General features: G+C 57.5%; 28 protein-coding genes. 15 read left to right on the forward strand and 13 right to left on the reverse strand.

Going from position 1 to position 26,327, the window contains the following annotated elements:
* Positions 1 to 46: 46 nt before the first annotated feature.
* Positions 47 to 1,483: a chromosomal replication initiator protein DnaA gene (dnaA, locus tag ACIPR4_RS00010; RefSeq protein WP_013566576.1), complete on the forward strand. Its 1,437-nt coding sequence runs from the start codon at positions 47 to 49 to the stop codon at positions 1,481 to 1,483.
* 77 nt (positions 1,484 to 1,560) lie between these two features.
* Here dnaA and ACIPR4_RS00015 read toward each other — a convergent pair whose 3' ends face one another.
* Positions 1,561 to 2,070 carry a PEP-CTERM sorting domain-containing protein gene (locus ACIPR4_RS00015; RefSeq protein ID WP_013566577.1) on the reverse strand — a complete coding sequence of 170 codons (510 nt, stop codon included), beginning with the start codon at positions 2,068 to 2,070 and terminating at the stop codon, positions 1,561 to 1,563.
* A 160-nt stretch (positions 2,071 to 2,230) separates the two neighbouring features.
* On the opposite strand from ACIPR4_RS00015, the gene ACIPR4_RS00020 reads away from it, so the two are divergent.
* Entirely contained in the window at positions 2,231 to 3,583 is a 1,353-nt protein-coding gene (locus ACIPR4_RS00020) for a serine hydrolase (protein WP_013566578.1), read from the forward strand.
* Positions 3,584 to 3,590: 7 nt separating this feature from the next.
* Here the strand turns inward: ACIPR4_RS00020 and ACIPR4_RS00025 are convergent, their stop codons facing one another.
* Complete coding sequence (locus ACIPR4_RS00025; RefSeq protein WP_049780744.1) at positions 3,591 to 6,056, reverse strand: endonuclease MutS2; 2,466 nt, start codon at positions 6,054 to 6,056, stop codon at positions 3,591 to 3,593.
* 94 nt (positions 6,057 to 6,150) lie between these two features.
* Complete coding sequence (locus ACIPR4_RS00030; protein ID WP_013566580.1) at positions 6,151 to 7,146, reverse strand: aldo/keto reductase; 996 nt, start codon at positions 7,144 to 7,146, stop codon at positions 6,151 to 6,153.
* A 114-nt stretch (positions 7,147 to 7,260) separates the two neighbouring features.
* Between ACIPR4_RS00030 and ACIPR4_RS00035 the strand changes: the two genes are divergently transcribed.
* From ACIPR4_RS00035 to ACIPR4_RS00050, 3 genes are all read left to right on the forward strand, one after another.
* On the forward strand, positions 7,261 to 7,857 hold the full coding sequence (locus ACIPR4_RS00035; protein ID WP_013566581.1) for a hypothetical protein: 597 nt from the start codon (positions 7,261 to 7,263) through the stop codon (positions 7,855 to 7,857).
* A gap of 33 nt (positions 7,858 to 7,890) precedes the next feature.
* Positions 7,891 to 8,880 carry a porphobilinogen synthase gene (gene hemB, locus ACIPR4_RS00040; RefSeq protein ID WP_013566582.1) on the forward strand — a complete coding sequence of 330 codons (990 nt, stop codon included), beginning with the start codon at positions 7,891 to 7,893 and terminating at the stop codon, positions 8,878 to 8,880.
* A gap of 276 nt (positions 8,881 to 9,156) precedes the next feature.
* Positions 9,157 to 9,789, forward strand: a complete 633-nt coding sequence (locus ACIPR4_RS00050) for a pyridoxamine 5'-phosphate oxidase family protein (protein WP_013566584.1) — start codon at positions 9,157 to 9,159, stop codon at positions 9,787 to 9,789.
* Between the two features lie 4 nt (positions 9,790 to 9,793).
* Here ACIPR4_RS00050 and ACIPR4_RS00055 read toward each other — a convergent pair whose 3' ends face one another.
* A complete protein-coding gene (locus ACIPR4_RS00055; RefSeq protein WP_013566585.1) occupies positions 9,794 to 10,324 on the reverse strand; it encodes a Uma2 family endonuclease in 531 nt (176 codons plus the stop codon).
* A 172-nt stretch (positions 10,325 to 10,496) separates the two neighbouring features.
* Here ACIPR4_RS00055 and lpdA point away from each other — a divergent pair, with 172 nt between their 5' ends.
* The gene (gene lpdA / locus ACIPR4_RS00060; protein WP_013566586.1) at positions 10,497 to 11,915 is read left to right on the forward strand and encodes a dihydrolipoyl dehydrogenase; all 1,419 of its coding nucleotides are present in this window, start codon (positions 10,497 to 10,499) and stop codon (positions 11,913 to 11,915) included.
* A gap of 241 nt (positions 11,916 to 12,156) precedes the next feature.
* Here the strand turns inward: lpdA and ACIPR4_RS00065 are convergent, their stop codons facing one another.
* Entirely contained in the window at positions 12,157 to 12,543 is a 387-nt protein-coding gene (locus tag ACIPR4_RS00065; protein WP_041585835.1) for a winged helix-turn-helix transcriptional regulator, read from the reverse strand.
* A 39-nt stretch (positions 12,544 to 12,582) separates the two neighbouring features.
* Here ACIPR4_RS00065 and ACIPR4_RS00070 point away from each other — a divergent pair, with 39 nt between their 5' ends.
* Together ACIPR4_RS00070 and ACIPR4_RS00075 are read left to right on the forward strand one after the other, a co-directional pair.
* The gene (locus ACIPR4_RS00070) at positions 12,583 to 13,116 is read left to right on the forward strand and encodes a nuclear transport factor 2 family protein (RefSeq protein ID WP_013566588.1); all 534 of its coding nucleotides are present in this window, start codon (positions 12,583 to 12,585) and stop codon (positions 13,114 to 13,116) included.
* 19 nt (positions 13,117 to 13,135) lie between these two features.
* Positions 13,136 to 14,236 (forward strand): Gfo/Idh/MocA family protein, encoded by a 1,101-nt coding sequence (locus ACIPR4_RS00075; protein WP_013566589.1) that lies wholly within the window; start codon positions 13,136 to 13,138, stop codon positions 14,234 to 14,236.
* A gap of 2 nt (positions 14,237 to 14,238) precedes the next feature.
* Here the strand turns inward: ACIPR4_RS00075 and ACIPR4_RS00080 are convergent, their stop codons facing one another.
* Positions 14,239 to 14,436, reverse strand: a complete 198-nt coding sequence (locus tag ACIPR4_RS00080) for a hypothetical protein (protein WP_013566590.1) — start codon at positions 14,434 to 14,436, stop codon at positions 14,239 to 14,241.
* An 89-nt stretch (positions 14,437 to 14,525) separates the two neighbouring features.
* Here ACIPR4_RS00080 and ACIPR4_RS00085 point away from each other — a divergent pair, with 89 nt between their 5' ends.
* Positions 14,526 to 14,876, forward strand: a complete 351-nt coding sequence (locus ACIPR4_RS00085; RefSeq protein WP_013566591.1) for a cupin domain-containing protein — start codon at positions 14,526 to 14,528, stop codon at positions 14,874 to 14,876.
* Positions 14,877 to 14,885: 9 nt separating this feature from the next.
* On the opposite strand, the gene ACIPR4_RS00090 is transcribed toward ACIPR4_RS00085, so the two are convergent.
* Entirely contained in the window at positions 14,886 to 15,740 is an 855-nt protein-coding gene (locus tag ACIPR4_RS00090; protein ID WP_013566592.1) for an SDR family oxidoreductase, read from the reverse strand.
* Between the two features lie 95 nt (positions 15,741 to 15,835).
* Between ACIPR4_RS00090 and ACIPR4_RS00095 the strand changes: the two genes are divergently transcribed.
* A complete protein-coding gene (locus tag ACIPR4_RS00095; RefSeq protein ID WP_013566593.1) occupies positions 15,836 to 16,231 on the forward strand; it encodes a winged helix-turn-helix transcriptional regulator in 396 nt (131 codons plus the stop codon).
* Positions 16,232 to 16,296: 65 nt separating this feature from the next.
* On the opposite strand, the gene ACIPR4_RS00100 is transcribed toward ACIPR4_RS00095, so the two are convergent.
* Positions 16,297 to 16,803, reverse strand: a complete 507-nt coding sequence (locus ACIPR4_RS00100) for a GNAT family N-acetyltransferase (RefSeq protein WP_013566594.1) — start codon at positions 16,801 to 16,803, stop codon at positions 16,297 to 16,299.
* A 116-nt stretch (positions 16,804 to 16,919) separates the two neighbouring features.
* On the reverse strand, positions 16,920 to 18,320 hold the full coding sequence (locus tag ACIPR4_RS00105) for an amino acid permease (protein WP_041585837.1): 1,401 nt from the start codon (positions 18,318 to 18,320) through the stop codon (positions 16,920 to 16,922).
* 315 nt (positions 18,321 to 18,635) lie between these two features.
* Between ACIPR4_RS00105 and ACIPR4_RS00110 the strand changes: the two genes are divergently transcribed.
* Both ACIPR4_RS00110 and ACIPR4_RS00115 read left to right on the forward strand, forming a co-directional pair.
* Positions 18,636 to 18,836, forward strand: a complete 201-nt coding sequence (locus tag ACIPR4_RS00110) for a hypothetical protein (RefSeq protein ID WP_013566596.1) — start codon at positions 18,636 to 18,638, stop codon at positions 18,834 to 18,836.
* 6 nt (positions 18,837 to 18,842) lie between these two features.
* A complete protein-coding gene (locus tag ACIPR4_RS00115; RefSeq protein ID WP_013566597.1) occupies positions 18,843 to 20,297 on the forward strand; it encodes a multinuclear nonheme iron-dependent oxidase in 1,455 nt (484 codons plus the stop codon).
* Between the two features lie 178 nt (positions 20,298 to 20,475).
* Here ACIPR4_RS00115 and ACIPR4_RS00120 read toward each other — a convergent pair whose 3' ends face one another.
* Complete coding sequence (locus tag ACIPR4_RS00120; RefSeq protein WP_187290222.1) at positions 20,476 to 21,624, reverse strand: pentapeptide repeat-containing protein; 1,149 nt, start codon at positions 21,622 to 21,624, stop codon at positions 20,476 to 20,478.
* Between the two features lie 188 nt (positions 21,625 to 21,812).
* Here ACIPR4_RS00120 and ACIPR4_RS00125 point away from each other — a divergent pair, with 188 nt between their 5' ends.
* Entirely contained in the window at positions 21,813 to 22,409 is a 597-nt protein-coding gene (locus ACIPR4_RS00125) for a hypothetical protein (protein ID WP_013566599.1), read from the forward strand.
* Positions 22,410 to 22,443: 34 nt separating this feature from the next.
* Here the strand turns inward: ACIPR4_RS00125 and ACIPR4_RS00130 are convergent, their stop codons facing one another.
* The gene (locus ACIPR4_RS00130) at positions 22,444 to 23,403 is read right to left on the reverse strand and encodes an MBL fold metallo-hydrolase (protein WP_013566600.1); all 960 of its coding nucleotides are present in this window, start codon (positions 23,401 to 23,403) and stop codon (positions 22,444 to 22,446) included.
* Positions 23,404 to 23,601: 198 nt separating this feature from the next.
* Here ACIPR4_RS00130 and ACIPR4_RS00135 point away from each other — a divergent pair, with 198 nt between their 5' ends.
* Positions 23,602 to 24,165, forward strand: coding sequence for a dihydrofolate reductase family protein (locus tag ACIPR4_RS00135; protein ID WP_013566601.1), 564 nt, complete (start codon positions 23,602 to 23,604; stop codon positions 24,163 to 24,165).
* Between the two features lie 21 nt (positions 24,166 to 24,186).
* On the opposite strand, the gene ACIPR4_RS00140 is transcribed toward ACIPR4_RS00135, so the two are convergent.
* Positions 24,187 to 24,600, reverse strand: coding sequence for a nuclear transport factor 2 family protein (locus tag ACIPR4_RS00140; RefSeq protein WP_013566602.1), 414 nt, complete (start codon positions 24,598 to 24,600; stop codon positions 24,187 to 24,189).
* Positions 24,597 to 25,514, reverse strand: coding sequence for an aldo/keto reductase (locus tag ACIPR4_RS00145; RefSeq protein WP_245536407.1), 918 nt, complete (start codon positions 25,512 to 25,514; stop codon positions 24,597 to 24,599). Before ACIPR4_RS00145 ends, ACIPR4_RS00140 begins: the two co-directional genes overlap by 4 nt.
* Positions 25,515 to 25,895: 381 nt before the next feature.
* Between ACIPR4_RS00145 and ACIPR4_RS00150 the strand changes: the two genes are divergently transcribed.
* A complete protein-coding gene (locus ACIPR4_RS00150) occupies positions 25,896 to 26,318 on the forward strand; it encodes a hypothetical protein (RefSeq protein ID WP_041585839.1) in 423 nt (140 codons plus the stop codon).
* The last annotated feature ends 9 nt before the right edge of the window (positions 26,319 to 26,327 follow it).

Here is a 26,327-nt window from a genome sequence, read left to right on the forward strand (position 1 = left end):
TATAGGGCCATGAGTACTGGGTAGATGTGCAAGAGGAAGCAAGCTGATGTCCTTTGTCCCGACTCCCGCCGTTGTGCTGAACTTCTGGGTACGCATCCTGGGAGCGCTCGAAAAAAAGATTAACCGGCAGTCGTTCGACACCTGGCTCAAACCAACACGCTTCTCTCATCTCAACGGCCGCACCCTCTACGTGCGCATCCCCTCCAGCGAGTTCCAGCACATCGGCGACCGTTACGCGGACCTCGTGCAGGAGGCCATCGACAAACTTGAACTCGAAATCGACGACGTAAAATTCGTCACCCCGCAGGACGATCCCAGCCTCCCCAAGACGCGCGAAGACGGCGGCTTTGCCCCGGTCCCCTCGCACTCCATGCAGGCCCCTCTGTCGCCCCGTAACGGCCGTCTGGGAGGCGCTCCACCGCCGCCCGCGCCCACCACGGAGCAGGCTCGCTTCGACTGGAACACCGCCTCGCAGCTCAACGCTCGCTACCTCTTTGACAACTTCGTCATCGGCAGCGGCAACCAGTTCGCCCACGCGGCCTCGCAGGCCGTCGCCGAGCGGCCATCGAAGGCCTACAACCCGCTCTTCCTCTACGGTGGCGTGGGCATGGGCAAGACCCATCTCATGCAGGCCATCGGCCATGAGGTGAAACGTCGCAATCCGCACGCCAGCATCTCCTATGTTTCCGGCGAAAAGTTCACGAATGAAATGATCAACTCTGTTCGTTACGACAAGATGACAACCTTCCGCGATAAATTCCGGACGGTCGACGTTTTGCTCATCGACGACATCCAGTTTCTCGCCGGCAAAGAGCGGACGCAGGAAGAGTTCTTCCATACTTTCAATGCTTTGCACGAGAGCATGAAGCAGATCGTCATCGCCTCGGACCGGCCCCCAAAAGAACTTGCGGATTTCGAAGATCGTCTTCGCTCACGCTTCGAGTGGGGCCTGATCGCGGACATTCAACCGCCAGATCTCGAAACGAAGGTCGCCATCCTGCAGAAGAAGGCAGAGAGCGAACAGACCGTTCTTCCGATCGACGTTGCGCTCTTCGTCGCTTCGAACGTGCGTACCAACGTGCGTGAACTCGAAGGGGCGCTCGTTCGCCTGCTGGCCTGGTGCTCGCTCCACGGCGTGGAGATTACGCTGCCCACGGCGCAACAGTGCCTGAAGCAGTTCATCGATACGCAGGTGCGCAAGATCACGATTGAAGCCATCCAACGCGCGACGGCGGAGCAGTTCGGCATGCGCGTCTCGGAGCTGAAGCAGAAGAACAACTCGCGCTCCATCGTTGTCCCGCGCCAGATCGCGATGTATCTCGCCAAGCAGATGACGGAAGCCTCCCTGCCCGAGATCGGACGTCAGTTCGGCGGCAAGCATCACACGACGGTCATGCACTCGATCTCCAAGATCGACGAGCAGAGACGCACGGACAAGAGCCTGAACTCCACCATCAACAAACTGATGGAGACGTTGAACTAAGCACTTCTTCTCTTTTGTGCCCATTCTTTCGCGGCTTTATCGCGAAAGAATGGGGGGACGCGATTAAGAAACGAAAACTAAGCCAGTGAAACTCCCTGGCCCATGAACCGTTTGCGGAACGCTACCGCTACTGCACCCATGCCCGTGAAGAGCAGCAAAAGGCTGGAGGGCTCCGGCGTTACGGCCGACGCCAGCTTGGTAATGGTGACGGTTTCAACCACCGTTCTTCCGCTCTTGAAGGTATAGACGGCAGGAGCAAAGATGGGGTTCGACTGGGTTCCGGTATACATCTGCAGTCCCGAAAAACCGGTGCCATCCACATCATCGTAGAAACCGCCGCCGCCCGAAACGCCAGGGAGCGCGGCGATGAAAGCGACCTTGATGGGGGAAGTCACGCCGGAACTATTGGTGTATGACGTGTTGTAGAAGTTCATGACGGAATTGCCATGAGAGTCCGGGATCGGTGTGGAGGAGAGAAGGAAGTAGCCATTCTCCGTACCGCTGAGGGTGAACTTCAACGTATCGGCATGGCAGATCGCGGACGTTGCCAGCAGCAAGGCAGCGCCCAGAAGGCGTTTGACAGACATTGGGACTCGATTCCGTGGAACAGATTTATTCAATTGATTGTTTGGACTGAGGTGATACTGCACTGGCTTGTAAGACAGAGTCAAGATGTTTCAAAGATGATTTGCAGGGAACCGATCCGAACGGGCATACGTATCGACCAGCATTGGTCAGGAGATCCCGTTGAAAAATTTTGCGCGCTTCGCCTCTCTTCTTGTGAGCTTTGCTATCCCTTGCGCAATCCTTGCCCAGACAGCGATTGATCCCACCGCGCGCATGCAGCAGGTGATTCAGAATTACGCCGACAGCAAGAGCTTCATGGGCGCGGTCCTCGTCGCGGAGAAAGACAAGGTCCTCATCCAGCAGGGTTATGGCTCTGCCGATCTTGAGTGGAAAGTCCCAAACACCGCTACTACGAAGTTCCGCATCGGTTCGATCACCAAGCAGTTCACTGCGGCCAGCATCCTTCTGCTGCAGGAGCGCGGCAAGCTCAAGATCGAAGAACCGGTAAAGACGTATCTGCCTGACGCTCCTGCGACGTGGGACAAGATCACCGTCTATAACCTCCTCACACATACTTCAGGCATCCCAAACTTTACAGGCCTGCCGGAGTTTCCAGCCGTGATGCGGCAGGAGAAAACGCCTGACGAAGTCATCGCTCTCTTCCACGACAAGCCCTTGGACTTCGAGCCCGGCACGAAGTTCACCTACAGCAACTCCAACTACATTCTCCTTGGACGCATCATCGAAAAGCTTTCCGGAGCCTCCTATGCCGACTTCGTTCAGAAGAACATCTTCACGCCGGTCGGTATGCAGGATTCTGGCCTCGACAGCAACACCGCCATTCTCCCGCAACGGGCACAGGGGTATGAGTCCCGTCCGAACGGCCTCGAACGTGCCGCATATATCAGCATGACGGTGCCGTACGCCGCGGGGGCCTTCTATTCCACCGTCGGCGATCTATTGAAGTGGGAACGCGCCCTCTTCGGCGGCAAAGTCCTCTCCCCAGCATCGCTGCATACCATGACGACCCCCTTCAAAGACGAGTACGGAACAGGCCTGTTCATCAAAGGGGAAAAAGATCACAACGTCATCACGCACGGCGGCTCGATCAACGGCTTCGAAGCCTCACTGAACTTCTATCCCGACCGGCAGCTCACGGTGATCGTGCTCGGCAACATCGGCAACGATGTCCCTGACACGATCGCGGGGCAGCTCGGCAAAGTACTGTACGGAGAGAAGGTCGTCGTCAGCTCCGACCGCAAGGTGGTACCTGTTGCGCCCGCAGTGCTCGCAGAGTACGTGGGCACCTATAAATCGCCGGCCTTCGGACTGACCATCAGCGTCGAAGGCGATCATCTCATGTCCACAACGCCCGGCGGAAAGAAGGTTCCGCTCTATCCAGAGTCGCAGACGAAGTTCTTCCTCAAGGAGCTCGACGCCCAGGTGGAGTTCGTTCGCGATCCCGCAACGAAGAAGGTGACGCACTTCCTCGTCACGCAGAATGGAAAAGTCCGCGAGGTGCCGAAGCAGTAGGGAATCCCTACTGCTTCAGCTCCACCAGCGTCGCACCCTGTCCGCCCTCGTTGTACGGCGGTTCGGTAATGTTCACAACATGTGGATGCCGCTTCAGATAGTCGCGCAGTGTGCGCCGCAGGATGCCCATGCCCGTGCCATGCACGACGCGCACACTGGGACGTCCCGCAAGAAACGCCTGATCGATAAAGCGTTCTACTTCGTCACGCGCCTCGTCCGCAGTGCGGCCAATCACGTTGATCTCACCCGGCATCGTATCCGGCTCGCGCGCGATCACGTTGATGCCGCCCCTGCGATTCGCCGCCTGCACGGGCGTCTCGATCTTCTTCTGCACGCTCGCGATGTCGTCCTTGGGGATACGCATCTTCATGCCGCCCATGGAGACCTCGTAGGTCTTCGCGTCGATCACGCGCTCCACCTTGGCCTCGCGTCCCATCGACTTCAGCTTGACGATATCGTCCGCCGCAACATCGCGAACGACATGCGGCTGCGCTGCCGGATCCTTGCGATCCGCGCCGGAGACATGTGCGACGACGACAGAGTTAAAGCTCTCCTGAAACTCCCGCTTCAGGCGAGCGATGCGGCGGTCGGCCTCGGTCGCGGCCTTGGTCTTCGCGGACTTGTCCTCGATGGACTTCACCGTCTCGCGCATCTGGTACTCGAACTCTTTCATCAGCGAAGCCAGCTTGCCTTCGAGCTCGCGCGCACGATTGCGCTGCTCCTGTTTGCCCTCCGATTCAAGCTTCTGGCGCTCCTTCGTCAACTCCATTTCGCGGAGCTTGAGGTTCGCGCGCTCTGTCTTGACCTCGGTCAGTTGCGCGTGAAGATCGTCCAGAAAGCGCGCAATGTCCGCCGTCTGCGTCGTTACGTTGCCGCGTGCCGAAGCGACGATGGCAGGGTCCAGGCCCAAGCGCTGCGCGATGTTGATACCGCTCGAAGCTCCCGGAACGCCGAGACGAAGATCGTACGTCGGCGCAAGCGTCTCTTCGTTGAAGCCAACGGCGGCATTCACCACACCCTCATGCTTTGCCGCGTAGATCTTCAGCGAAGTGAGATGGGTCGTCAGCAGCGTCCATGCGCCGAGCTTCAGAAAGTGCCCGGCAATGGCCACGGCGAGCGCCGCGCCCTCTTCGGGGTCGGTGGCAGAGCCAAGCTCATCCAGCAGCACCAGCGAGCGTCCGTCGGCCTCGCGCGCAATGCGGTTCACGTTCGTGATGTGCGCGGAGAAGGTGGAAAGATTCCGCTCGATCGACTGCGCGTCGCCGATGTCGGCGTAGATCGCGCCAAAGATCGGTAGTCGCGCCTTGTTTGCCGGAACAGGAAGCCCAGCCTGCGCCATCAGGGCCAACAGACCAACCGTCTTCAACGCGACGGTCTTTCCGCCGGTATTCGGACCGGAGATAATCAGCTGCTTCGCCGCACCCGGAAGTGCAATGGTCAGCGGAACGATACTCGCGTTCTCTTCGCGCAGGCGAAGTTCCAGCAGCGGATGCCGCGCGTCCGTGAGCGACAGCGCCGGATCTTCCGCGTTCGGTTTGCCATCGGTGAAGACGGGACGTACGCAGCGAAGGCTTTCGGCAAAGCGGGCGTACGCAAAGCGCTCGTCCATGCCTGCGAGAATCTCGCTTCCGCGCTGCAACGCATCGGCGTTCTGCCCCACGGCGGCCGTCATGGCCACAAGGATACGATGAATCTCCTGCAGCTCTTCATCGAGCAGCCGCACCAACTCATTGTTCTGCTCGATCGTCTCCAGCGGTTCAACGAAGACCGTCTGTCCCGATGAGCTTGAACCATGCACTACACCGGGAACGCGCTTGCGGTTCTCCGTCTTGATCGGGATGACGAAGCGCTCACCGCGCACGGTGATCAACGCATCCTGCACCGTGCCTTCTTCGGAGACTCGCTGCAAGGTGCGGCGGAGCGAATCTTCAATCGCCTTGTGCTGGCGCTGCGCCGCGCGGCGAATGCCACGGAGCGCAGGCGAGGCATCGTCGCTCAACGATCCGTCGGCCTCGATTTTGCCACTCACCAGCGAGAGCAGGCCGTAAAAATTTGCCGTCTGCAGCGGCAAGCTGTAGTTCGTCACACCGGGCCATTTGTCGTGGACGATGTCCGGCGGTTCGGTGATCAGGGTGCGCCAGTCGGCGATCTGCTCCGCCATTTCGGCGATGCTGCGGATCTCCAGTGCTTCCAGAGCTGCGTTAGGAATGCGCGATTTCTCCAGAAGGCTGCGCGCGTCAAAGAGACCGCCAAAGCCGAAGCTTCCGCCGCCGGAGAGAAAGATGCGGATCTCGGCGACCATCTGCTGTTCGCGCTGCACCCAGGCCAGATCGCGGGAGGGCGTCCGCGCCAGGACGCGTTCGCGCCCCAGGGGAGACTGTGTTTTGGCCGCAAGGTGGGCGCGCAGGCGCTCCCACTCCAGGGCGGCAGAGCTGATTTCGTGCAAAGGCGAGAGATTTTCGGAAAGTGTCACAACTATTGGATGGTAGCGGTTACGGACGGACTGTGCAGAACACAAGAAAACTGCCTGCCGCATCGCACGATGCAGCAGGCAGAATCATCAGGCTTTATACCGTCTGATCGACGAACTTCATGTTGGCCTCGGCATAGCGCGTCCCGGCAATGGCATCCTCCGGCACGGCCGCTTCCAACTCGGCGACTTCCTCGGGAGACAGCTGGATATCCGCCGCGGCGGCATTCTCTTCCAGATACTTCCGTCGCTTGGTGCCAGGGATGGGAATCAGGTCTTCGCCCTTGGCCAGCACCCACGCCAGCGCCAATTGCCCCGGCTTGACGCCCTTCCGTTCCGCAATGGCGCGCACACGGTCCACGATTACCTGGTTTTTGTCGAAGTTCTCACCCTGAAAGCGTGGCATGCGCGTTGCGCGCGAATCGGTGTCCACCAGCTCTTCCTTCTTGATGGTCCCCGTCAGAAAGCCGCGGCCCAGCGGGCTGTACGGCACGAAACCGATGCCCAGCTCTCGCGTGGTGGGCAGAATCTCCGCCTCCACATCGCGCGTCCACAGGGAGTACTCCGTCTGCAAAGCTGTGATGGGGTGGACCTTATGCGCGCGGCGAATGGTCGCGGGCGACGCCTCGGAGAGACCGAGATACTTCGCCTTGCCCGCCTTCACCAGGTCGGCCATCGCGCCAACGGTCTCTTCAATCGGCACGTTCGGATCCACCCGGTGCTGGTAGTAAAGGTCGATGTAATCCATGCCCAGCCGCTGCAGCGACTCATCGCAGGCCTGTTTCACCCACTCCGGACTGCCATCGATCACCCACTTGTTCGGCTCCGCCTTGGTGCGGCGGTTGGCGAACTTGGTCGCCAGAAAAACCTCGTCGCGTCTCCCTTTGAGCGTCTTGCCGATCAGCTCTTCGTTGTCGCCAATGCCGTAGGTATCGGCGGTATCCAGAAACGTGACCCCCAGGTCCAGAGCCCGCAGAAGGGTTGCCGCCGACTCCTGATCGTCACGGTTGCCATAGAACTCGCTCATGCCCATGCAGCCCAAACCCATGCGGGAGACGACTGCGCCCTGCGAACCAAGTTTTACCGTTTTCATACTCATAAGCCTTTAGATGACACGAACAGGGGATTGGTGGCGGCCCAAAATGGAACGTATTCTGAGCATCTCAGAGCCTCACATGCAAACTTTTTCATGGAAAGAGGAAAACATTTGGAACGCACGGACGATATACGCGCCACCCTGGCGCAGGAGATTACGCGGAAGGAGGACGAGCTGACTCATCTGCGCCAGACCCTCAAGTCGCTGGATTCCGCCCTCGCCGCCGCCGCTGAGGCCCATGCCCGCTCCGCCGCAGCGCACTCTCTTTACGCCGCCAGCCAGATTGCCGCAGATGCCCGCAGAGCGGAAACACTCGTCGCGCCGGTCCTTCCTCCCGAGCCGCTCCCGGCCCCGGCTATCGCAGCCGAACCTGCTCCTGTTGTTCTGCAGAAGGAAATTGAGCCCGCAAAACCGCTGGCCCCCCTGCTACCCCCCGTCGCCGAGCAGGTGCAGCCACAGCGCACGGCGGCGCCGCCAGGAAAGTACGTCAACCTGAAGGTCTGGAAGGCCGTGCAGACCCTCCTCTTCGAGCGTGCCGAGAAGATGTCCATCGAAGAGATCGCGCGCGAACTCAAAGCAGGCGGAGCCTCCCTCGGAGACAGCCCCGTCCGCACCGTGGCCACGGCGGTGGGCTATATGAATACCAAGATTTTCCACGTGACCAAGAGCGGCGGCAAGACGCTTGTCGACCTCATCGCCCGCAATTGAGCTTCCTCGCAACGCGAGTCATACAATGAAGGCATGGATTTCCCCGTAACACGCATGCGCCGGTTGCGGCGTACCGCGGCCATGCGATCGCTCGTGCGCGAGACGCATCTCCGCCCCTCCTCTCTGATCTACCCCCTCTTCATCTGTCCAGGAGAAGGCGTGCGCAAGCCGATCTCTTCCATGCCTGGCGTCTTCAACCTTTCGCTCGATGAAGCGATGAAAGAAGCCGCAGAGTGTGTCCGACTTGGTATCGGGGGACTTTTGCTGTTCGGCCTGCCCTCCGAAAAAGACGAAGAGGGAACCGGCGCATGGCACGAAGACGGCATCGTGCAGCAGTCCCTCCGCGCCATCAAGCGCGACCGTTCGCTCGACTCGCTCACGCTGATCGCGGACACCTGTCTCTGCGAGTACACCTCGCACGGCCACTGCGGCGTCGTCCAGACGGACGGCGACCACTTCCACGTAGACAACGATCTTTCGCTGCATCTGCTGGCAAAGACCGCGGCCTCCCAGGCCGCGGCAGGAGCGGACATCATCGCTCCCAGCGACATGATGGACGGCCGTGTCGCCGCCATGCGCTCCGCCATGGACGCAGCCGGGAAGCAGGACATCCCCATCATGAGCTATGCCGCAAAGTTTGCCTCGGCCTTCTACGGTCCGTTTCGCGAAGCGGCGGATTCGGCCCCCCAGTTCGGCGACCGTCGCGGCTACCAGATGGACGGAGCCAACGTCCGCGAAGCCATGCGCGAGATCGAACTCGATATTCGCGAAGGCGCGGACATGCTCCTGATGAAGCCCGCAGGCCCCTACCTCGACATTCTGCGCGCCGCCCGCGACCGCTTCGAGCTCCCCCTCGGCGCCTACCAGGTGAGCGGCGAGTACGCGATGCTCCACGCCGCCTTCGAACGCGGCTGGCTGGAACCGGAACGCGCCATGCTGGAATCGCTGCTCTCCATCCGCAGAGCAGGCGCGGACTTCATCGTCACCTACTTCGCAAAGGAAGCAGCAAAGCTAGTAGGCTAAACTCGCCTCGTGCCCCATTCTTTCGCAAGTTTTATCGCGAAAGGGTGGGGTCGCGCGGAGTGCACAAACCTGATCTTTACGGAGATCTGGAAGGGATGCGCGTCGCGCATAACCCACACAAGCGCGATGAAGCTGCGCTTGTATGGGGCACCCAGTTTCGTGGGTTCTTTACTTTTGTCATCCCGTAGTAGCAGCGAAGGATCTGCCTTTTTACAAACAAACTGAAAAACAAAATCCCGCCTATGATCCAAACCCTCTAACCAACGAGGTGTCTCCATGCCACACAGCTTCGGTAAACTCGCCTTCACACCCGCCGTCAAACAGCTCCAGGAACAGCATGGTAGCCGCCGCCAGTACGAGCGCATGGAATCCCAGGGTGTTCCGCAGGACAAGCTCACCTCCATGGAGATCGACTTCCTCCAGCAGCGCGACAGCTTCTACTGGGCGACCACGGGCTCTAATGGCTGGCCGTATCTCCAGCACCGCGGCGGTCCCAAAGGCTTCCTCAAAGTCATCGACGACCACACCCTCGCCTTTGCCGATTTCAGCGGAAACAAGCAGTACATCAGCACGGGCAATCTCCAGACGGACGATCGTGTCGCCCTCATCTTCGTCGACTATCCGCGCCAGGCACGCCTGAAGATCCTCGGCCACGCCCGCGCCGTCGAAGGGGATGAGGCGCGCGAGTGGATCACCCGCACCAAGGACACCCACTACCCGGCACGCATCGACCGTGTCTTCGTCATCCAGATCGAAGCCTACGACTGGAACTGCCCGCAGCACATCACACCGCGCTACACCGAGCAGGAGATCCAAAAGACGATGGAACCCATCAGGATTCAGATACAGAAGCTTGAATCGGAGAACGAATCGCTGCGCGAAGAGATCGCCCGCCTGCGTTCCAAGTGAAGCGTTAGGCCGACTGAATCTCGTCGAGTTCTGCAAAGAGTTCGGAGAGACTCACGCGAATAGGAGTTCCGGGAACTGTAAATTCGTCTTCCCGCAATTTCATAAGACCATCGCTGCTCGTGACCCAGGCGCGGCGAGAGATCGGATCGACAGCCCAGATAAAGGGCACGCCCATCTCCGTGTAATCGTCTGCGCGCTCCTGAAGAGAGGTCGGCGTATCACGCGGCGAGAGCACCTCGATACAGATCATTGGAGCCTCGCGTACGATCCCTTCCGCAGAGGCGGTCGCAGGCAAGACGCAAACGTCCGGGATACGAAATCTATCCTTCGAAACCTGCACGCGCTGTTCGACGAGCACCCGAATGTTCCATTCTTTCCGGTGATTGCGAAGGATGGTGGCAAAAGCAATTTGAATCAACGCATGCGGCTGCTCGCCCAAGTTCCGTTCCCTCACTTCGCCGTCGATGTAGTCGCGATCGGGCCGATAGCTCGTCGCCAGGTACTCGCTGACCGGAATGTGGGTTGCCGTCGCCATACAGGTACTCAGTATGACGCTGCATCAGGGAGATTCGTAATTTTCTTACGAAAATTCCTGTCGCACGTCCAAATCGGTAACCGAACACCCCCAGCCAGCTACCCACCCAGCGTCGTAGAATCGTTTTGCACATTCAAACATCAGTATTCATTGGTGGAAGAGGGAGTTTTCAGTGGCAGACACGATCTATGACCTCGTCGTAATCGGCGGTGGACCGGCGGGATATTCATGCGCGATTCGCGCTTCGCAGTATGGGCTTAAGACAGCGCTCATCGAAACCAGCGACAAGCTGGGTGGCACATGCCTCCACGTCGGCTGTGTTCCGACCAAGGCACTCCTGTTCTCAGCTGAGGTCTTCGACCACGCCAACGACGGCGCAAAGTACGGCATTGACGGCATCGACAAAGGCACCGTCAACTGGGGCCAGGTCCTGACACGCAAGCAGGGCATCATCGACAAACACGTCGGCGGCCTGAACTATCTGATGAAGAAGAACAAGATCACCGTCATCCGCGGCTACGGCCGCCTGACCGGACCGGCGAAGGACGGCGTCCACACCGTGGACGTGGACAACGCAGGCAAGAAGGAGCTGGTGAAGGGCAAGAAGCTCATCCTCGCCTCCGGGTCCGACGCGCGCATGATCCCCGGCTACAAGGCCAGCGACAAGATCCTCACCAACATCGAGATCCTCTCCATGAAGGACCTGCCGAAGTCGATCGTCTGCATCGGCTCCGGCGCGGTCGGTGTCGAGTTCGCTTCGATCATGAAGAGCTTCCACGCAGAAGTCACCATCATCGAGATGCTCGACCGCGTCGTGCCTGCTGAGGACGCCGAGATCTCGAAGGAGTTCCTGCGCCAGTACAAGAAAAAGGGCATCGACGTTCACGTCTCCGCCAAGGTCGACAAGATTGAAGAGACCAAGACCGGCGTGAAGGTCCACTTCACCAAATCCGACGGCACCGGCGAGATCAAGGAAGCCGACAAGGTCCTCGTCGCCGTGGGCCGCGCGCCGCGCACTTACGATGTCGGCATCGACAAGACGAAGATCAAGCTCGACCGCGGCTTCATCCACACCAATGAGTGGATGGAGACGGAAGAGCCCGGCATCTACGCCATCGGCGACATCGTCGCCGGCCTGCCGCAGCTCGCGCACTCCGGCTCCATGTGCGGAGCCGTCGCCGCCGCGCGCATCGCGGGCAAGTACGCCAAGCCGGTCACGCGCTACCGCGTCCCGGGCGCGACGTACTCCGAACCGCAGGTCGGCTCCGTCGGCATGACGGAAGCGGTTGCGAAGGAGAAGGGCTACGACGTGAAGGTGGGCAAGTTCCCGCTCGCCGGAAACTCCAAGGCCACGATCCTCGACGCACATGATGGCTTCGTCAAAGTCGTCGCGGATGCGAAGTACGGCGAGATCCTGGGCGTCCACATCATCGGCCCCTTCGCCACGGAACTCATCGCAGAAGCCGTCGTCGCCATGGACGCCGAGATGACCGTCGAAGAGATGATGACCGTCATCCACGCCCACCCCACCCTGAGCGAAAGCCTGCTGGATGGATTTAGTGCGGTGTATGGGATGGCTTTGAACGCTTAGTTTTATTTGATAGAAGAACGGCGCGGGGTCGATGACCTCCGCGCCGTTTTCTATTGATGGGATCTCACGTGACGCTACTCGTCTTCCGCTGTTAGATCAGGAAGAGGAAAGGACGTTCTTTCCTGACGTGGCATGTCGGATGAGCGGCACCTATTTCCTGTCCCGAAACGACAATCGCATACAGGACACTTGATGCCGCGGAAAAATGGAAGATAAAAGGAATAGCGAACTAATGAGATTGTCATCGTGCCGGCTTGAGCGCGGCCCAATCCAGAAGGGCCGCTAGAGCCGGGCATAATGATTGCCCGTAGTTGGTCAGGCCATACTCGACCTTCGGTGGAACCTGCGGATAAACAGTGCGATAGACGAGCCCGTCGTCCTCGAGGGCTCGGAGCTGCTGCACCAGGACCTTCTGCGACACGGCTGGAATCGCTCTTTCCAGTTCGGAGAAACGCCAAACAGGAACAGCAAAAAGCCGGGACAGGATGACGACTTTCCATCGTCCTTCAAGGGACCGAAGAGCAGCTTCCACTTCGAGTGCACAGACGCCGTCGCCAGGAAACCGCGATGGCTTCGATTTTGCACTTACTTTTTTGTGTGTACCTAATAAATTTGTGCGTACTTCCATAATTGGAATATACCGCATACCCTCGCGATAGAGGTATCTATGTCCCTAAAAATTGAAGAGCAGATTGGCGCACTCGCTGCGAAGACTGAGATTTGTGAGGTCCTCACTCGTTACATCCGAGCTGTCGACCGCGTAGATGAGCAATCACTGAGCGCCACGTTTCACACAGGAGCAGCTATCGCTCAAGGCGGTTATGTGATGCCAGCGGAGCAGTTCATACCTATCGTCGTGGGATTGCTCCGTGAGCTTGAATCGACTCACCACCAACTCAGCCCTCCGTTGATCGAATTGCGGGGTGACACGGCTTTTGTGGAGAGCTACTTTACCGGCTTTCACCGCCTCGGGCCGAACGGTTGGTCACCCTTCCCAGACGCAAAGCCGAGTGAAGACATCTTCATTGGCGGACGGTATATCGACCGGTTTGAACGACGAGATGGTCTCTGGGCGATTACTGATCGTCAATCACCTCGCGATTGGATTCGTTACGAAACTGCAGCTGACCGAGGCGGTATGGCAGATCCCCCCAATCCCCGATCATTTCGCAGCAAACATGACCCCGCCTACCAGCGATAGCTAGTCCGAAAGAGAGCACATGAAAAAGATTGGTGTTGGAATTATTGGCGCAAGCCCGCTTCATCCTGGATGGGCGGTCGCCGCTCACATTCCTGCTTTGCGGGCGTTACCACAGTACGAATTGCGAGCAGTCAGCACGAGCCGCAGAGATTCAGCCGAGGCGGCCCGAGAAGCTTTTCAAGTCAGCGCTTATGACAACCACAGGGATCTGATCCATGATCCCAATGTTGATCTTGTGGTCGTCTCCGTAAAGGTGACAGATCACCTGGAGTTGGTCTCGGATGCTCTCGCCGTGGGAAAAATGGTCTTCAGCGAATGGCCACTTGGGGTCAACCTTTCAGAAGCTCTCGACCTGGAATCCAAGGCGGTCAAGGCAGGAGTAAGGACGCTGATCGGCCTTCAAGGGCGATTTGCTCCAGAGATTCAGCACGCGCGTAATTTGATCGCCCAAGGCTACATAGGTGACGTCCTCTCCGCGAGTCTCGTATGTTCTGGAATCTCCTGGGGAGGTACTACTCCCAGAAGCAGCGCATACCTGTTTAATGAAGCGACGGGCGCAACTCCTCTCACGGTTCCACTGTTGCACACGCTGGATACACTTGCTGAGATTCTTGGAGAGTTCAAGACCGTCTCGGTGACATCCGCACTGCGACGGAAGACGGTGAAGGTTGTCGACGATAGTTCGGACCTTGCCGTGACAACGCCAGATCAGGTCAGCTTCAACGGTTTGCTTGAAAGCGGCGGTCTCGTATCCGTTTTCTTCCGAGGCGGGTCGACACGAGGCGACAATCTCTACTTCCAGATCAACGGCAGCGAGGGAGATCTTGTCTTTCAATCTGCGATTGGCAACATCCAGGTGGCTAGTCTGCGGCTTCAAGGCGGCGCGGGAGCCGAGACGGACCTCGCCGATCTCATAGTGCCGGACGATCTGAAGTCGAAGTTTCCGGGTATTCCGACAGGTTTCGGTTCCAACGTGGCACGTTTATACGCGCAATTTGCAGCAGACATTGAGGACGGAACAAAAATCGCTCCGGACTTCGGCTACGCTGTCCGCCGCCACCGTCTGATCGTGCAGATGCAGGAGTCAGCACTCAGGGGGTGTGTCATCGAATGCAAGTAGTTTCATCGCTGGCTAACGAGGTCCGGGGCAAGAAAGCTCGCGAAGGTCGCGCGATCATTCACCTGTTCGTTCGCTGCTTTCCACCCTGCTTTTGCAGTTCCAGTCAAAAGAAATGCGATGGAAGCGAAGAGCAGCAGGCTTCTCGGTAGACGGGCATGGGAGATGCTCGTTCCTTCGTGATCGCGGATTTGCTCAAGCATTTGCGCTCAAGAATAATCGATTGCGGATGCAGCGAACGGATTCTTTGACGAGGCACCTCCTATCATCAGTGGACAACCTGGAGTATCGAATGCAAAATCTCTCTCTCGACGCGATCCATCTTTTATCCGAGTCGCCCAGTGATCGGAAGTACGACAATCATCCCGTAGCTACGGTGAATGACCACGTGGTTCGACTCGCGACCATGACCGAGGCCTACCACTGGCACTGCCATCCTGACTCCGATGAGACGTTCCTCGCGCTGGAGGGCGGCCTCTTCATTGATCTGGACGATCGAACCGTCGAGCTTCAGCCGGGCAGCCTGTTCACCGTGGAGAAAGGTGTTCGTCATCGTACGAGACCGATCGGTGCGCGTTCGGTCAACCTCACCTTCGAGCGCGCGGATGCCGCAAGCGAGACGCTTGCGGCACCGGGCGAGTAGCGGGACAGGCTAAGAGGCCTTCAGAGCGTCCGCAACGGCCTCTGCGAGACCCGTTGTCTTGCGACCGATAAGGCGGCTCAGCGTGTGTGTCTGGTCGTCGAGGCCGCCGTCAGCAGCCTTTGCCTCACCATCCGCGATGATCTTCGCAGCTTCCGGTGGCAGAAAGTTTGCGAGGATCTTCTCGTATTCGGCTTCCGGAAGGTCATGGTATCCGATGGCTTTACCGGTCTGTTTGCTGACCTCTGCGGCGAGTTCAGCGCGTGTGAAGGGGGTATCGCCGCCAAGCTCGTAGACCTTGTTTTCGTGACCCGCGCCGGTAAGCACCGCTGCGGCTGCTGCGGCGTAGTCCGCGCGGGTTGCCGCGGCAAAGCGCCCGTCCTTCGAGGCTCCGATGAACGCTCCCTGCTGGAGCGCGGGCGCAATCCCGGCGGTCAGATTCTCAACGTACCAGCCGTTGCGCAACAGCGTGAACGGGATGCCGCTCGCTTGAAGAGATTGCTCGGTGGCGAGGTGGTCCTCCGCAAGCAGGAGCCTGGAGGTATCCGCGCGTAGAAGGCTCGTGTAGGCGAGGAGCTGCACACCGGCAGCCTTCGCGGCGTCGATCACGGCTTTATGCTGAGCGACACGCGGCCCAACTTCAGTGCCTGAGATAAGCAGCAACTTCGTGACGCCCGCAAAAGCGGTGGTGAGGGTTTCCGGGCGGGAGTAATTGGCTTCGCGTATCTGGATCCCTTTTGCCGCGAGCGTTGTGGCTTTTGCTGTTGTGCGGACGGCGGCGATGATCTGGTCTGCTGGAACTGTCTTGAGCAAAGCTTCGATAACGAGTGTTCCGAGTTGGCCGGTGGCTCCGGTAATGGCGATCATGACATCTCTCCTTTTCCGTCGGTTGGACGGAATAAAACAAGCGTAGTCCTTGTGCTTACTTTGCGTAAGTACATACCTGGAGGTAAGCTATATCCATGCCGTGGCCAAAGAGTACGAAGACGACCCGTATCCGGAAGGGAAATCTGTTTGCCTCCAATTGTCCGACGCGCAACGTCCTGGATGATGTCACTTCTCGCTGGGGATCGCTCGTGTTGGTGCTCCTGCTGGAAAGCAGCTATCGTTTCAGCGAACTGGCCTACCTGATTGGCGGCGTCAGTGAAAAGATGCTGGCGCAGACGTTGCGGGCGCTGGAAGAAGACGGATTCGTGCTGCGTACCGTCCACGCGACGAAGCCGCCGAAGGTCGAATACAGCCTGACGGCCTTTGGCAGGGAGCTGGCGGAACGCATGCAGGCACTGACCTCCTATATCGAGGGAAATGTCGCGCGCGTCATGGCGAACCGGGCGAGCGCAGCGAAGAAGATCGCATAAATCCTCCGACTGCAGAGAGTTCAGGCGCGAAAGGAGAGTACGGTGCTATCCGCAGTCAATCGAAGCTACAGGTCTTTTTCGATCAGGATGAGGCTGTAGTCTCTGTCTACTCGGTCCCGATGAACACCCGCAATCTCGCCAACGACTCGGAAACCATAACGCTTATAGCGTTCCAACAGATCGGGCCGAAGATTCATCACGCTGCCCTCAATCAACCGGCAGCCGTGTTGCTTGCAAAACTGTTCGCCCGCGTGAATCAGTTGCTTTCCCATGCCGCTCCGGCGATTTTTGGGATTGACCACTAATAGACCCAGGTAGCCTCTTCCTTCTTTTCGGATCTCCGCATAGATCACGCCTGAAGTCTCTCCCTCCTCCTCGATCAAAAGAAAATGACCGATTTCCAGGAAATGTGCGATCTCTTCCATGTTGGTCCGGCTCTCGGTGATAAATGGATTCTCATCCTTAAAAGCCTGGTTGATAAAAGAGACCAACAAAGACAGATCCTGCTTCGTGGCAATGCGAGAAAAGAGTTGAGGCGATAATTCTACTTGCATGAATGTTTGAGTTGTCACACAACGTCCTCAATAAGTGATTTGTATACCTTGACCTCTGTTTTGCAGGAGAATGCCCATGTGGCGAAGTCATCCCCGGTGAGGTCGAGTGGATTTCTGATCTTTGTAGATAGCATCTAGTCGTTCTCAACCATGGTGGGCTGGCGGGAACCCTTTGCGTAGTAGGCCGCAACCAGGATGCCCGACCACAACAGAATGATGATGAAGGTGACCCTTGTTTGGCCATTGGTTGCGACCAGCAGCGCGACCAGCGCAATTAAGAAAAGAATTGCCCAGTTTGTGTATGGGGCCCCCGGCAGCCGGAAGCTTCCTCGTGAGATCGAGCCTTTTGCAAGCCTTCTGCAATAGCTCAGATGGCACAGCATGATCGAGGCCCAGACCCAAAGCACGATCCAGACTACGGTCGAAAGAAGATAGCCAAAGATCTTGTCAGGCATCAGGTAATTCAACACAACTCCCAACATCAAAACGGCGCCGGAGAGCGTCACGGAGAGGTACGGAATCTTCCGGCGATTCAAGGCCTGAAATCGTGCCGGCGCGGCACCTGATAAAGCCATTGCATGAAGAAGTCGGCTGCTTCCATACAGAATGGTGTTGCTCGACGAGAAGAATGCACTGATCGCTACGAAGGTCACAGTCCCTGCGGCCCAGACGAAGCCCGTCTGCTTCAGCACGGATACAAAAGGGCTCTCTTTCGGATCGAGACTGTTCCATGGATGCAAGATCATGACTATGGCGAGAGAGCCGACATAAAACAGCATGATTCGAAAGAAGACGCCGTTGATCGCCCGCGGCAGAGTGTACTCGGGCCTGTCAGTCTCAGCCGCTGCAAGCCCGATCACTTCCGTTCCACCGAACGAGAAGATGACGACCGGCAATGCGGCAAGCAGTCCTGAGAAGCCCTTGGGAAGAATGCCTCCATGTTGCCAGAGATTGGCGACATGGGCCTGTGCACCGACATCGCCGATCTTGAAGACCAGAATCGCCAAGCCAGACAAAAGTATGGCGACGATGGTGACGACCTTGATCATGGACAGCCAGTACTCTGATTCACCGAAAGACTTCACCGTGCGCATGTTGATGGCGTAGAGCATCACTGTGGCGCAGAGTGCTGGAAGCCATTGTGGAATGCCGGGATACCAGCGGTGCAGAAGAAGCCCGATGCCTGTGATCTCCGCAATTCCTACCAGCAGAAAGGCCAGCCAGTACATCCAGCCGGTCATAAAACCGGCAAGGGGACCAATGAAGCGGACGGTGTAGGCGGCAAAGGATCCAGGGGAAGGATGGGCAAGCGTCAACTCACCGAGAGCGCGCATGACGAGATAAATCATTCCGCCAGCGATGAGATAAGCAATCAAAAGCGCTGGTCCAGTCTGCCCGATGGCAGCTCCCGAACCCAAAAAGAACCCCGCACCGATTGCGCCTCCAAGCGCCATCAGCTGGAGATGTCGATTTTTAAGGCTATGAGATATCTGGTCCCCTGCATGCGGGGGACTTGCCGCTGAAACTCTTTCCATTGTTATGGAACACTTCAGGGCAGTTAATTATTCCAAAAATTATTGGATTGCGCAAAATAGCACTCATTTAGAAGCAAGCAATCTGCGTGCGCAACCCGCAAGCTTCAATGTCTGTCGAATTGAGGATGGCCTTGCCGGGCGGCGTGTCTTTTATGTCCTCAGTAGTTTTGCCACGTGAAATCGGTTTTCGATCCGGCTAATTTCTGAAATAAGTCCGATTTTTCTTGATTCTGAGCCCGTCGGAGTATGCAACGACAGAAGCTATCGGGAGTATTATTTCCGCGCAGTAAAAGTCATCCTCCGTGGAGGTCTCCAATGAAGACTGTAACCGTACGTGTACCGGAATCACTGAACCTGGAAAGCTGTCAGAAAGTCTTGGCGTCCGTGTTGGGAAAGGTCGGGCATCCAACCTGCTACTCGGGTTTCAATATTAACTTTCAAAATGTCGTCGACCCGGCGGAACATCTGCTGACGGTGGAGAAGGGTAGCCTGAAGATCTCAGAGATCGGCAGATAGTTCTCCATGGCGTTTCAGCCACCCAGGCTGGGCCCGGGAGCGGTGTATCAGCGTTCTCTCGACGCGGTCTTCCGATCGCACCCCGATCTGATCCGGGTCGCAGAGATTGAGCCGCAGACCCTGTGGACCAAAAGCAGTGCTGCGGGCTCATTGCCTCGCGGCAGCCCCGGAGAACTGCGCCATCTCTCGGCGTTGCCGCAGAGGCTGCTGACGCATGGAGTCGGCTGTCCCATCGGCGGCTTGCACTGCGACGAGCGGCAGGCGCCCGAGTTTCGTCTGTGGAATGAAGCGCTGCAAGTGCCGTGGACCAGCGAACATCTCAGCATCTTCCACGTCCGTGGTGCGCACGGTCCGCAGCCCTGCGGGTTTCTGATGCCACCGCTGCAAACGGAGGTGCAGGTTCAGCTTGCCGCAACGAACATCGTCCGCCGCACAACGGCGTTGGGCCTGCCCTTCGCCTTTGAAACAGGTGTGAACTACTTCGCGCCGCGCCACTGCGAGATGCCGGACGGTGAGTTTTTCACGGCGGTCGCCGAAGCTGCGGACTGCGGCATCCTGCTCGACCTGGCCAACCTGATGGCAAACGAGAGGAACGGGCGCGCGACAGTCAGAGACGTTGTGCGCAGCCTTCCTCCGGAACGCATCTGGGAGGTGCATCTCGCGGGACTGGAGTTCGCTCACGGTCACTGGCTGGATGCGCATGCTGGGGGAATCGATGAGGATGTGATCGCCATTGCCGCCGAGGTCGTTGCCAGTCTCCCGAACCTGGGAGCACTCGTCTTCGAGATCTCTCCGGATCGCCTTGCGAACTTTGGAGAGAAAGGATTTCTGCGGGAGATGGAGAAGCTTCATCGACTGTGGGAGAAGAACCGGACCGTCCCTGCAGCGAAGGCAAGCCCACAAACACTGTGGGTGAGTTCCTCCTCTCCATCGCCGGAGTCATGGGAGAAGCTCATCGCCGCCCGCATGTTGCCGACGGACGACCAGTCTCATGATGGTATCGACCGTTCGTATCTCCAACCCTCGGATGAGCGGAGCTTCTCGCTGTACACCTGTCTGGCTGCCTCGTTCCGCACCGGTGCCATTGCGGAGCTTCTCGAACACTCCACGCGCTTGCTTCTGCTCGGTCTGGGCGAGACGGCGCTGCGCGCTCTGATGGACCGGTATGTCGCGGACACACCGCCGGTGGCGTTCCCAACGGATGAGGTCCTCAGCTTTCGACGGTACCTGCAAACGCATCCAGTCCCGGTCCCAGGGCTTGAAGATGTGTTGAACTTCGAATCGACCTTGGTCGAAGCCGCAGTCGACAACGCGACTCTCCGTGTAGAGCTATCGCGCGATATCGATGCGCTGCTCGGTGACATCGCCATGGGCAGGCTCCCGGAACCCTCCTCGGATTGTCCCGGAGCAGTCCTGGAGATCGGCGTCGATCCCGCGCCGTTCGTTCGCATGTTGCATTAGCGATTGTCAGCCGAGAAAGGACTACTTACGAATAACTTCTGTCCATTTCGTCTTTTGCCGCCATCCCTATGAAATTGCTCTCCGCGCTTCAATTATTGGTTTCGCGCTCCGGTGCTGGGCGCGCGGAAAGCATGATAGCGAACGCGCACTGATTGAAGGCCTTATAGTGACTCGAGTATTAAGGAGTACACGGATTTGGGGAGCCTGGCGGTAGTGAAGGGGCCTTTGAATTGGCATTTCTCAGCCACGCGCAGAGTGATGGCGATATGCGAGAAGCTCGCCACCACTCCACATAGGCCCAAGAACTTGAATCTCCTCGCGCATGCTCAAGATTCGCACCCTCGACGTGCGCTCCATTGACTGTTGCATGAGTAAGATCTGCATTTCCGAGATTCGTATTTTCGAGATGAGCGTCTGTCAGGTCAGCATTCGTAAAGTCAACAGAATACATATAGGCATTCGAGAAATAGGCCCTTGGCAAAGTAACGTCTCGAAAGTCGACCATACCGTTGTCGTCATAGAACAGAATGACGCTACGCATATCGACGGCGTAGTTTTTCGATGCCCCTAGTGGCTGGATGTGCTTTTTCCATAGGTCGCTCAAGCCATGAGTATAAGTGTCAATCAGGTACTCATTGTGCGTGGCCCTCACCACCATTGAATCATCGGGTTTCTTGCCCGATTCAAGGAGTGTGACTGATAAAGGCTTTGGACCTATGCGACTGCTGCTTGGCAAAGGTTCTGTAATGGGTCCGCCATCTTGTTGGGCTTCCCGCAGATATGCTTGAGAGATCGTGTGGACAACGGCATAGACATCGAAACTTTGATCTTTTTTAGATGTGGAATCAAGCAGTCGGTAGAAGATGACATCGAACGCATTCTCGTTCTGGATGTAAGGAAGTACAGAAGCGGCAAGAGCTTTCGCATCGATAGAGTGATCTGGTGACGCAAAAAACGTTTCCATATTGAGAGCCGCGCCAACAGATTTACCATCTCCGGAAAACGATAGGGCGGCAACTGCGTCCCTCCAGGCTTTTTCGCGGGTAGCATTGCGACTTGCTGCTGCGGTGTACCCGAATTGAATGATTTGGAAAAGCAGTGTTACCAGACCAAGAATAACTGCGCCTTGCGTTGTCGTTAATATCCTCTCGTAGAAATTACGGCGCTTCGTCTGTCCTTCGTTCTGATACTCCGCGTTGGCCGCTTCTGCCTCCGCTTTCCTTGTGAGCATGGCAAGGTTGCTATATTGGGCATCCCGAAGATCTTGCTCGGTGGCATCTCGCTTTATAGGTTCATAGACGAAAGGAGTCGACTGCTTGTCGGGCATCGCAATCTCCAATTGGGTGCATTCACGGTGCCCAAAAGCGTACCACATGCGCCCCGTTCCAAAGTCGTTTCCAGCCGCAGTTGCAATCTCTCTTCGAACCGATTTTTCCGACAATACCTATCCTGCCATCAGATTCCTGAGTTAGAGTAATCCTGCTCTCAAATCTCCCTGCGTACCAAGGAGAACGCATGCCCACGCTAACTCCTCCAGGCAAAATCATGATCATCCGCCACGCCGAAAAACCGCCAAAGCATGGCGGCGAACCGCTGGATGTGCAGCAGAATGGAGAGCCCGGAAATGGTAAGTCGCTCATCGTGCCCGGATGGCAAAGGGCTGGTGCATTGAACGCTTTCTTTGCTCCGTATCAATCCGCGCCTTCTAACGCAGAGATCGCTACGCCGAACTGCATCTATGCCGCGAGCCCCACCAACGAATCCCAGCGTCCATCGGAGACGGTGACACCTCTGGCAGCCTGGCTGAACTATACGGAAGGCGGCCCACAGTTCAACATCTCCTACACCATTGGCGGCGGAGAATCAGATCTGGTCAAAAGCGTGCTCGGTCTCGGCGGTGTAGTGCTCATTTGCTGGGAGCACGACAACATCATGCCCAACATCATGAAGGCCATCGACAAGAAGTTTCCCATCTCTAACTATGCGTCTATTCCCAATCCCTTTCCCAACGTCTTTTACCTCGTCTGGGTTCTGGATTTGAATGACGAAGGAACCGGCTATACGTGGACCCCAGTCAACCAGAACCTGATGGCTGGCGATGTGTCCTCCTAATGGATGCGGGCTGCTTGCTTACAGCGCCCGGAACCTAGACACCCTGGTATACGAGTGCGACAAAGTCACTCGGGTTCTGGAAGAGGTTTCCCCATTCCGCGTCATAGCGCGCACCGGGCTTCGCTGCAACCACTTCGGATAGGGGCTTGCCCTGTCTTTTGAAGGCCGCCACTTTGTCCCGAATTTCTACCAACACATCCCGGAAAAGAATCAGGTCGGCTTTGCCGCCCACGGCCCCGTGCCCAGGAATGACGATCGTCTTGTCCGTCACCTTTGCGATGTTTGCTTCTGCCGCGCGTATCTGCCCGTCGATGCTGCCCCCGGTCGAGTAGTCGATGAAGGGGTAATCGCGGTTCCAGAAAGTGTCTCCGGTATGAAGAATGTCCGCTTCCGTAAAGTGCACGGAGATGTCGGAGTCCGTGTGAGCAGGCAGGTAGTGCTTAAGCTCCAGAGTGGAGTTGTTGCAGTGAAGTGTGTGCTCCTCCTGGAAGACGGTTGAGGGAAGCGCACCTGCTGGCGCGGGCGGAAAAGTGTACTGCCAGTTGCCTCCGACGCGCGTGTCTCTGGAGAGATGCTTGCGTGTGTTCTCTTGTGCCAGGATGCTTGCTCCGGCGGCATGCAGCCACTCGTTGCCACCGGTGTGGTCGAAGTGCCAGTGGGTGTTGACCAATTGCTTGATCGGCTGCGCGTTGATGCTCGCAAGAGCGCTGGAAACATTCGGACGCGCAGTGACGATCGCCGCATCGACAAGCAGCTTCCCGTCAGGGCCGGTAAGAACAGCAATATTCCCACCCGCACCCAGAAGAACGCTGACATTACGGCGAAGGGTTTGCACAGTGACTTTCGCTGTAGCGGCCTCCTTGAACGCGGATTCAACCAGGCCGCCTGTCTGAGCGAATAAGCTTCCCGGAGCAAGACAAACCGCGGCGGCTGTGAGGCCTCCAGCAGTAACAAACTGACGGCGTGAGATATTCGACCCTTCCTGGCTATCCACGGCAATCCTTTCGTGGGCGCTGTGTACACCGCGCCTCAATCCCTACGGGAAAAGAATGACGGAAGTTTACTCGCACAACGCCGGATTTAACCGAGAATCTGTGCGCTATAGGTAGGCGGGAGATGATAGATTGTTCCCGATCTGGGATGTGATCGCGGAACAACGATGAGACCGCCCGCATCAGCTTCGGGAGAAAACATGTTCGGCGCAATGAAATCGACGTTAACTCTGCACGTAGTCTCGAGTCTTGATGGCTTTATCGCCAAGAAGGACAACAGTGTCTCGTGGATGGACAGTTCTGGTGATGTCTACGAAAGAGGGGTGACTGACGACGGCGCTGAAGTCCTCCAGTCGATAGATTGCTACGTATTAGGTGCTCGCACCTATGAGCACGCGCTGCAACTCGGCTGGCCCTATGGCGATACTCCAACGATCGTGGTGACCCATAGAAAGCTGCCGTCCACAAGGAAGAGCGTGGAGTTCTACTCAGGCGACCTCAAGAAATTGGTAAGTGAGATACTCGCGCCCAGATACAAAAATATCTGGCTGGTAGGAGGAGCCATATTATGCCAGAGCTTTCTCCGGCTCGGTCTGGTGGATGAGATCCGATGGATGATCGCACCGGTCATCCTCGGTGATGGCCTGCACCTGTTCGGTGATTCCGGTATGGAGCAGAAGTGGCAACTGAAGAACGTGGTCGCTTATAAGAACAACTTCGTTAAGCTATCGTACAGACGCCAATCAACAGACTCCCTGGCCTGAAGGCGGCTCCGCAATGCGGCGTTACGTGATCCGTTGAACCCACTGCCTCCGCCAGGATGGCGCCTCGAAGGGATCCGCGAAATACTGTGTCTCGTGCACGACCTTACCTTTGTGGAACTCCATAATGCTCACCGTGTAGGCCGGTCGCCCCTGGTAGGTGATGGTGTACTCCGTGATCCAGAGATCACCTTTTCCGAGAATTCGCCTGACGTTGAAACCCGACGGCTTGCCGGGATGATGACTCCGCAAGGCCTGCAGATTGCTTCGCCCGAAGATTCGTTCGCCTGACTGGGGATAGTCACAGATGGCATCGTCCGCATAAATATCGTGTTCCGCGTTTGCGTCGCCGGCCGCCGACGCTTGCCAATGCGCATCCAGGGCTTTACGGATTTGTTCCTCTTGCGTGGACTGTTCCGGCTGCTCTTGATCTGTCATGCTGATTGACCTCGTGGGATGAAACCCGGGATACCGGTTGTCACTACTGCATTCAGCCTCTGTCTGGTCTGAATGCGGCTAATCTCTTCCAGTGCGTCTTCCGGAAGGGCAGAGATGTCGAAATTCTCTCTCGCCCGGTCTGCGCTCTTGGGTGTGGTCAGCAGCGCCGTGCCGCGTTGCGCCGCCCACGCCAGCAGCACCTGTGCTGGCGTCTTTCCAACACGCGCGGCAATTTTCAAGATCGCCGGGTCTTCGATCGGTCCCGGCCTCATCCCATGACCCAAAGGCGCGAAAGCCAAAAACACAACACCCTTCTCTTTGCAGAACTCCAGAAGTTCCGTCTCCGGAAGATACGGATGTGCTTCAACCTGGACTACAGCCGGTTTGATTCTCGCCGCTTCGTAGAGGGGTAACAGCTCGTTCAAGGCGACGTCAGACAGTCCGATGGCCCGGCATCTGCCATGGTCCACCAGACTCTCCATCGCCCTCCAGGTGTCGAGCAAGGTCACGCCGTGGTCGTATAGGACGTTGCCGTTTTCGTCCCGCGGGTCCTGCTCGTTCCCCGGTTGAAATGCAAACGGCGTATGAATGAGATAGAGATCCAGGAAGTTGAGCCCGAGTCTGTCCAGACTCGCCTCGAAGGCCGGTCCGACGCGCTCGGGTCGATGGTTGGAGTTCCACAGTTTTGTGGTCACAAAGATCTCTTCCCGCGCAATCCCTCCAGCGGCAAGGCCTGCCTGCAATGCCTCGCCTACCTCACGCTCATTGCGGTATCGTTCCGCGCAATCGAAGTGTCGAAAGCCTGCGGCCAGCGCGTCTCTGGTCGCACTTATCGTTACCGCAGCATCGGGAATCAGAGTGCCAAACCCGAGTACGGGCATGTTGCCGGCCCCGTGGTTGAGCGGTATTCTCATACTCCGAAAATCAGAAGATTCGATCATCACGACACCTCCGGCATAGGGCGCGTCCAGTAGCACCCCCGGATACGTGGACGCCAGCGCACAGCTTTAAGCGTATGCGATGAAAACGGCAGAAAACAACAGCGTCAGGCAAACAGATGGAACTTTGGGTGCCCCTGAGGGTATAAGGTCGAAATCCTAGCACGCTGCGTTCTGCGGAAAAGATCCATGGTGCATCCCCACGTCTTCGTAGCGGCTGTCATCCGATGGACCGAAGCCCTATCCCTGCACGTCGAAGGGTTGGGGCCTTGTCGTTTAGAGAGGGCCGCGCTCTTTCGTTTTAAAACGTCTGGTCTTCCGTGCTCCATAAATCCTCATATCCATCGTCTAAACCCCATGACACCAGAGACTCTCTACCGACTCGCCCCTCCCTTGATCGCGTTACAGCTCCTCGCCTTCGGTTGGAGCGTCAACCGAGAGATCCATACGAAGGATGCCGACAGGCAGATCGTGATCACTCTACCGGACGTGATCAACATCATGAGCCTCTTCGCGACGGTCGGCTGCCTGATCGTTCTGCCCCTCGCCACCGAATCCTATCTCTGGCTCTCTCGGATCGTACTGGCTTGCGCTTATGTTCTGATTGCCTTCCATCCCCTCACCATCGCAGCGCACTACGGTCTTTGGAAGAGAAAAAGCGGAAGCGAACACGCCACAGAGAAAACCGGTTTTCGCTATGTCACTCGTGAAGAGCGGACGACGTCCCTCGTCTCTGCTCTGCTGGTGGTCGTGGTCGCAATGTATCTCGGGACACACTGAACGAAACTC

Source organism: Terriglobus saanensis SP1PR4, assembly GCF_000179915.2.
Taxonomy (GTDB): domain Bacteria; phylum Acidobacteriota; class Terriglobia; order Terriglobales; family Acidobacteriaceae; genus Terriglobus; species Terriglobus saanensis.

Bases quoted from the DNA above. Each gene is read 5' to 3' on its own strand.
- dnaA (WP_013566576.1), top strand. From the start codon at position 47: ATGTCCTTTGTCCCGACTCCCGCCGTTGTGCTGAACTTCTGGGTACGC.
- ACIPR4_RS00015 (WP_013566577.1), bottom strand. From the start codon at position 2,070: ATGTCTGTCAAACGCCTTCTGGGCGCTGCCTTGCTGCTGGCAACGTCC.
- ACIPR4_RS00030 (WP_013566580.1), bottom strand. From the start codon at position 7,146: ATGAAAACGGTAAAACTTGGTTCGCAGGGCGCAGTCGTCTCCCGCATG.
- hemB (WP_013566582.1), top strand. From the start codon at position 7,891: ATGGATTTCCCCGTAACACGCATGCGCCGGTTGCGGCGTACCGCGGCC.
- ACIPR4_RS00050 (WP_013566584.1), top strand. From the start codon at position 9,157: ATGCCACACAGCTTCGGTAAACTCGCCTTCACACCCGCCGTCAAACAG.
- ACIPR4_RS00055 (WP_013566585.1), bottom strand. From the start codon at position 10,324: ATGGCGACGGCAACCCACATTCCGGTCAGCGAGTACCTGGCGACGAGC.
- ACIPR4_RS00065 (WP_041585835.1), bottom strand. From the start codon at position 12,543: ATGGAAGTACGCACAAATTTATTAGGTACACACAAAAAAGTAAGTGCA.
- ACIPR4_RS00070 (WP_013566588.1), top strand. From the start codon at position 12,583: ATGTCCCTAAAAATTGAAGAGCAGATTGGCGCACTCGCTGCGAAGACT.
- ACIPR4_RS00075 (WP_013566589.1), top strand. From the start codon at position 13,136: ATGAAAAAGATTGGTGTTGGAATTATTGGCGCAAGCCCGCTTCATCCT.
- ACIPR4_RS00080 (WP_013566590.1), bottom strand. From the start codon at position 14,436: ATGCTTGAGCAAATCCGCGATCACGAAGGAACGAGCATCTCCCATGCC.
- ACIPR4_RS00085 (WP_013566591.1), top strand. From the start codon at position 14,526: ATGCAAAATCTCTCTCTCGACGCGATCCATCTTTTATCCGAGTCGCCC.
- ACIPR4_RS00090 (WP_013566592.1), bottom strand. From the start codon at position 15,740: ATGATCGCCATTACCGGAGCCACCGGCCAACTCGGAACACTCGTTATC.
- ACIPR4_RS00095 (WP_013566593.1), top strand. From the start codon at position 15,836: ATGCCGTGGCCAAAGAGTACGAAGACGACCCGTATCCGGAAGGGAAAT.
- ACIPR4_RS00105 (WP_041585837.1), bottom strand. From the start codon at position 18,320: ATGGAAAGAGTTTCAGCGGCAAGTCCCCCGCATGCAGGGGACCAGATA.
- ACIPR4_RS00110 (WP_013566596.1), top strand. From the start codon at position 18,636: ATGAAGACTGTAACCGTACGTGTACCGGAATCACTGAACCTGGAAAGC.
- ACIPR4_RS00115 (WP_013566597.1), top strand. From the start codon at position 18,843: ATGGCGTTTCAGCCACCCAGGCTGGGCCCGGGAGCGGTGTATCAGCGT.
- ACIPR4_RS00120 (WP_187290222.1), bottom strand. From the start codon at position 21,624: ATGCCCGACAAGCAGTCGACTCCTTTCGTCTATGAACCTATAAAGCGA.
- ACIPR4_RS00125 (WP_013566599.1), top strand. From the start codon at position 21,813: ATGCCCACGCTAACTCCTCCAGGCAAAATCATGATCATCCGCCACGCC.
- ACIPR4_RS00135 (WP_013566601.1), top strand. From the start codon at position 23,602: ATGTTCGGCGCAATGAAATCGACGTTAACTCTGCACGTAGTCTCGAGT.
- ACIPR4_RS00140 (WP_013566602.1), bottom strand. From the start codon at position 24,600: ATGACAGATCAAGAGCAGCCGGAACAGTCCACGCAAGAGGAACAAATC.
- ACIPR4_RS00145 (WP_245536407.1), bottom strand. From the start codon at position 25,514: ATGAGAATACCGCTCAACCACGGGGCCGGCAACATGCCCGTACTCGGG.
- ACIPR4_RS00150 (WP_041585839.1), top strand. From the start codon at position 25,896: ATGACACCAGAGACTCTCTACCGACTCGCCCCTCCCTTGATCGCGTTA.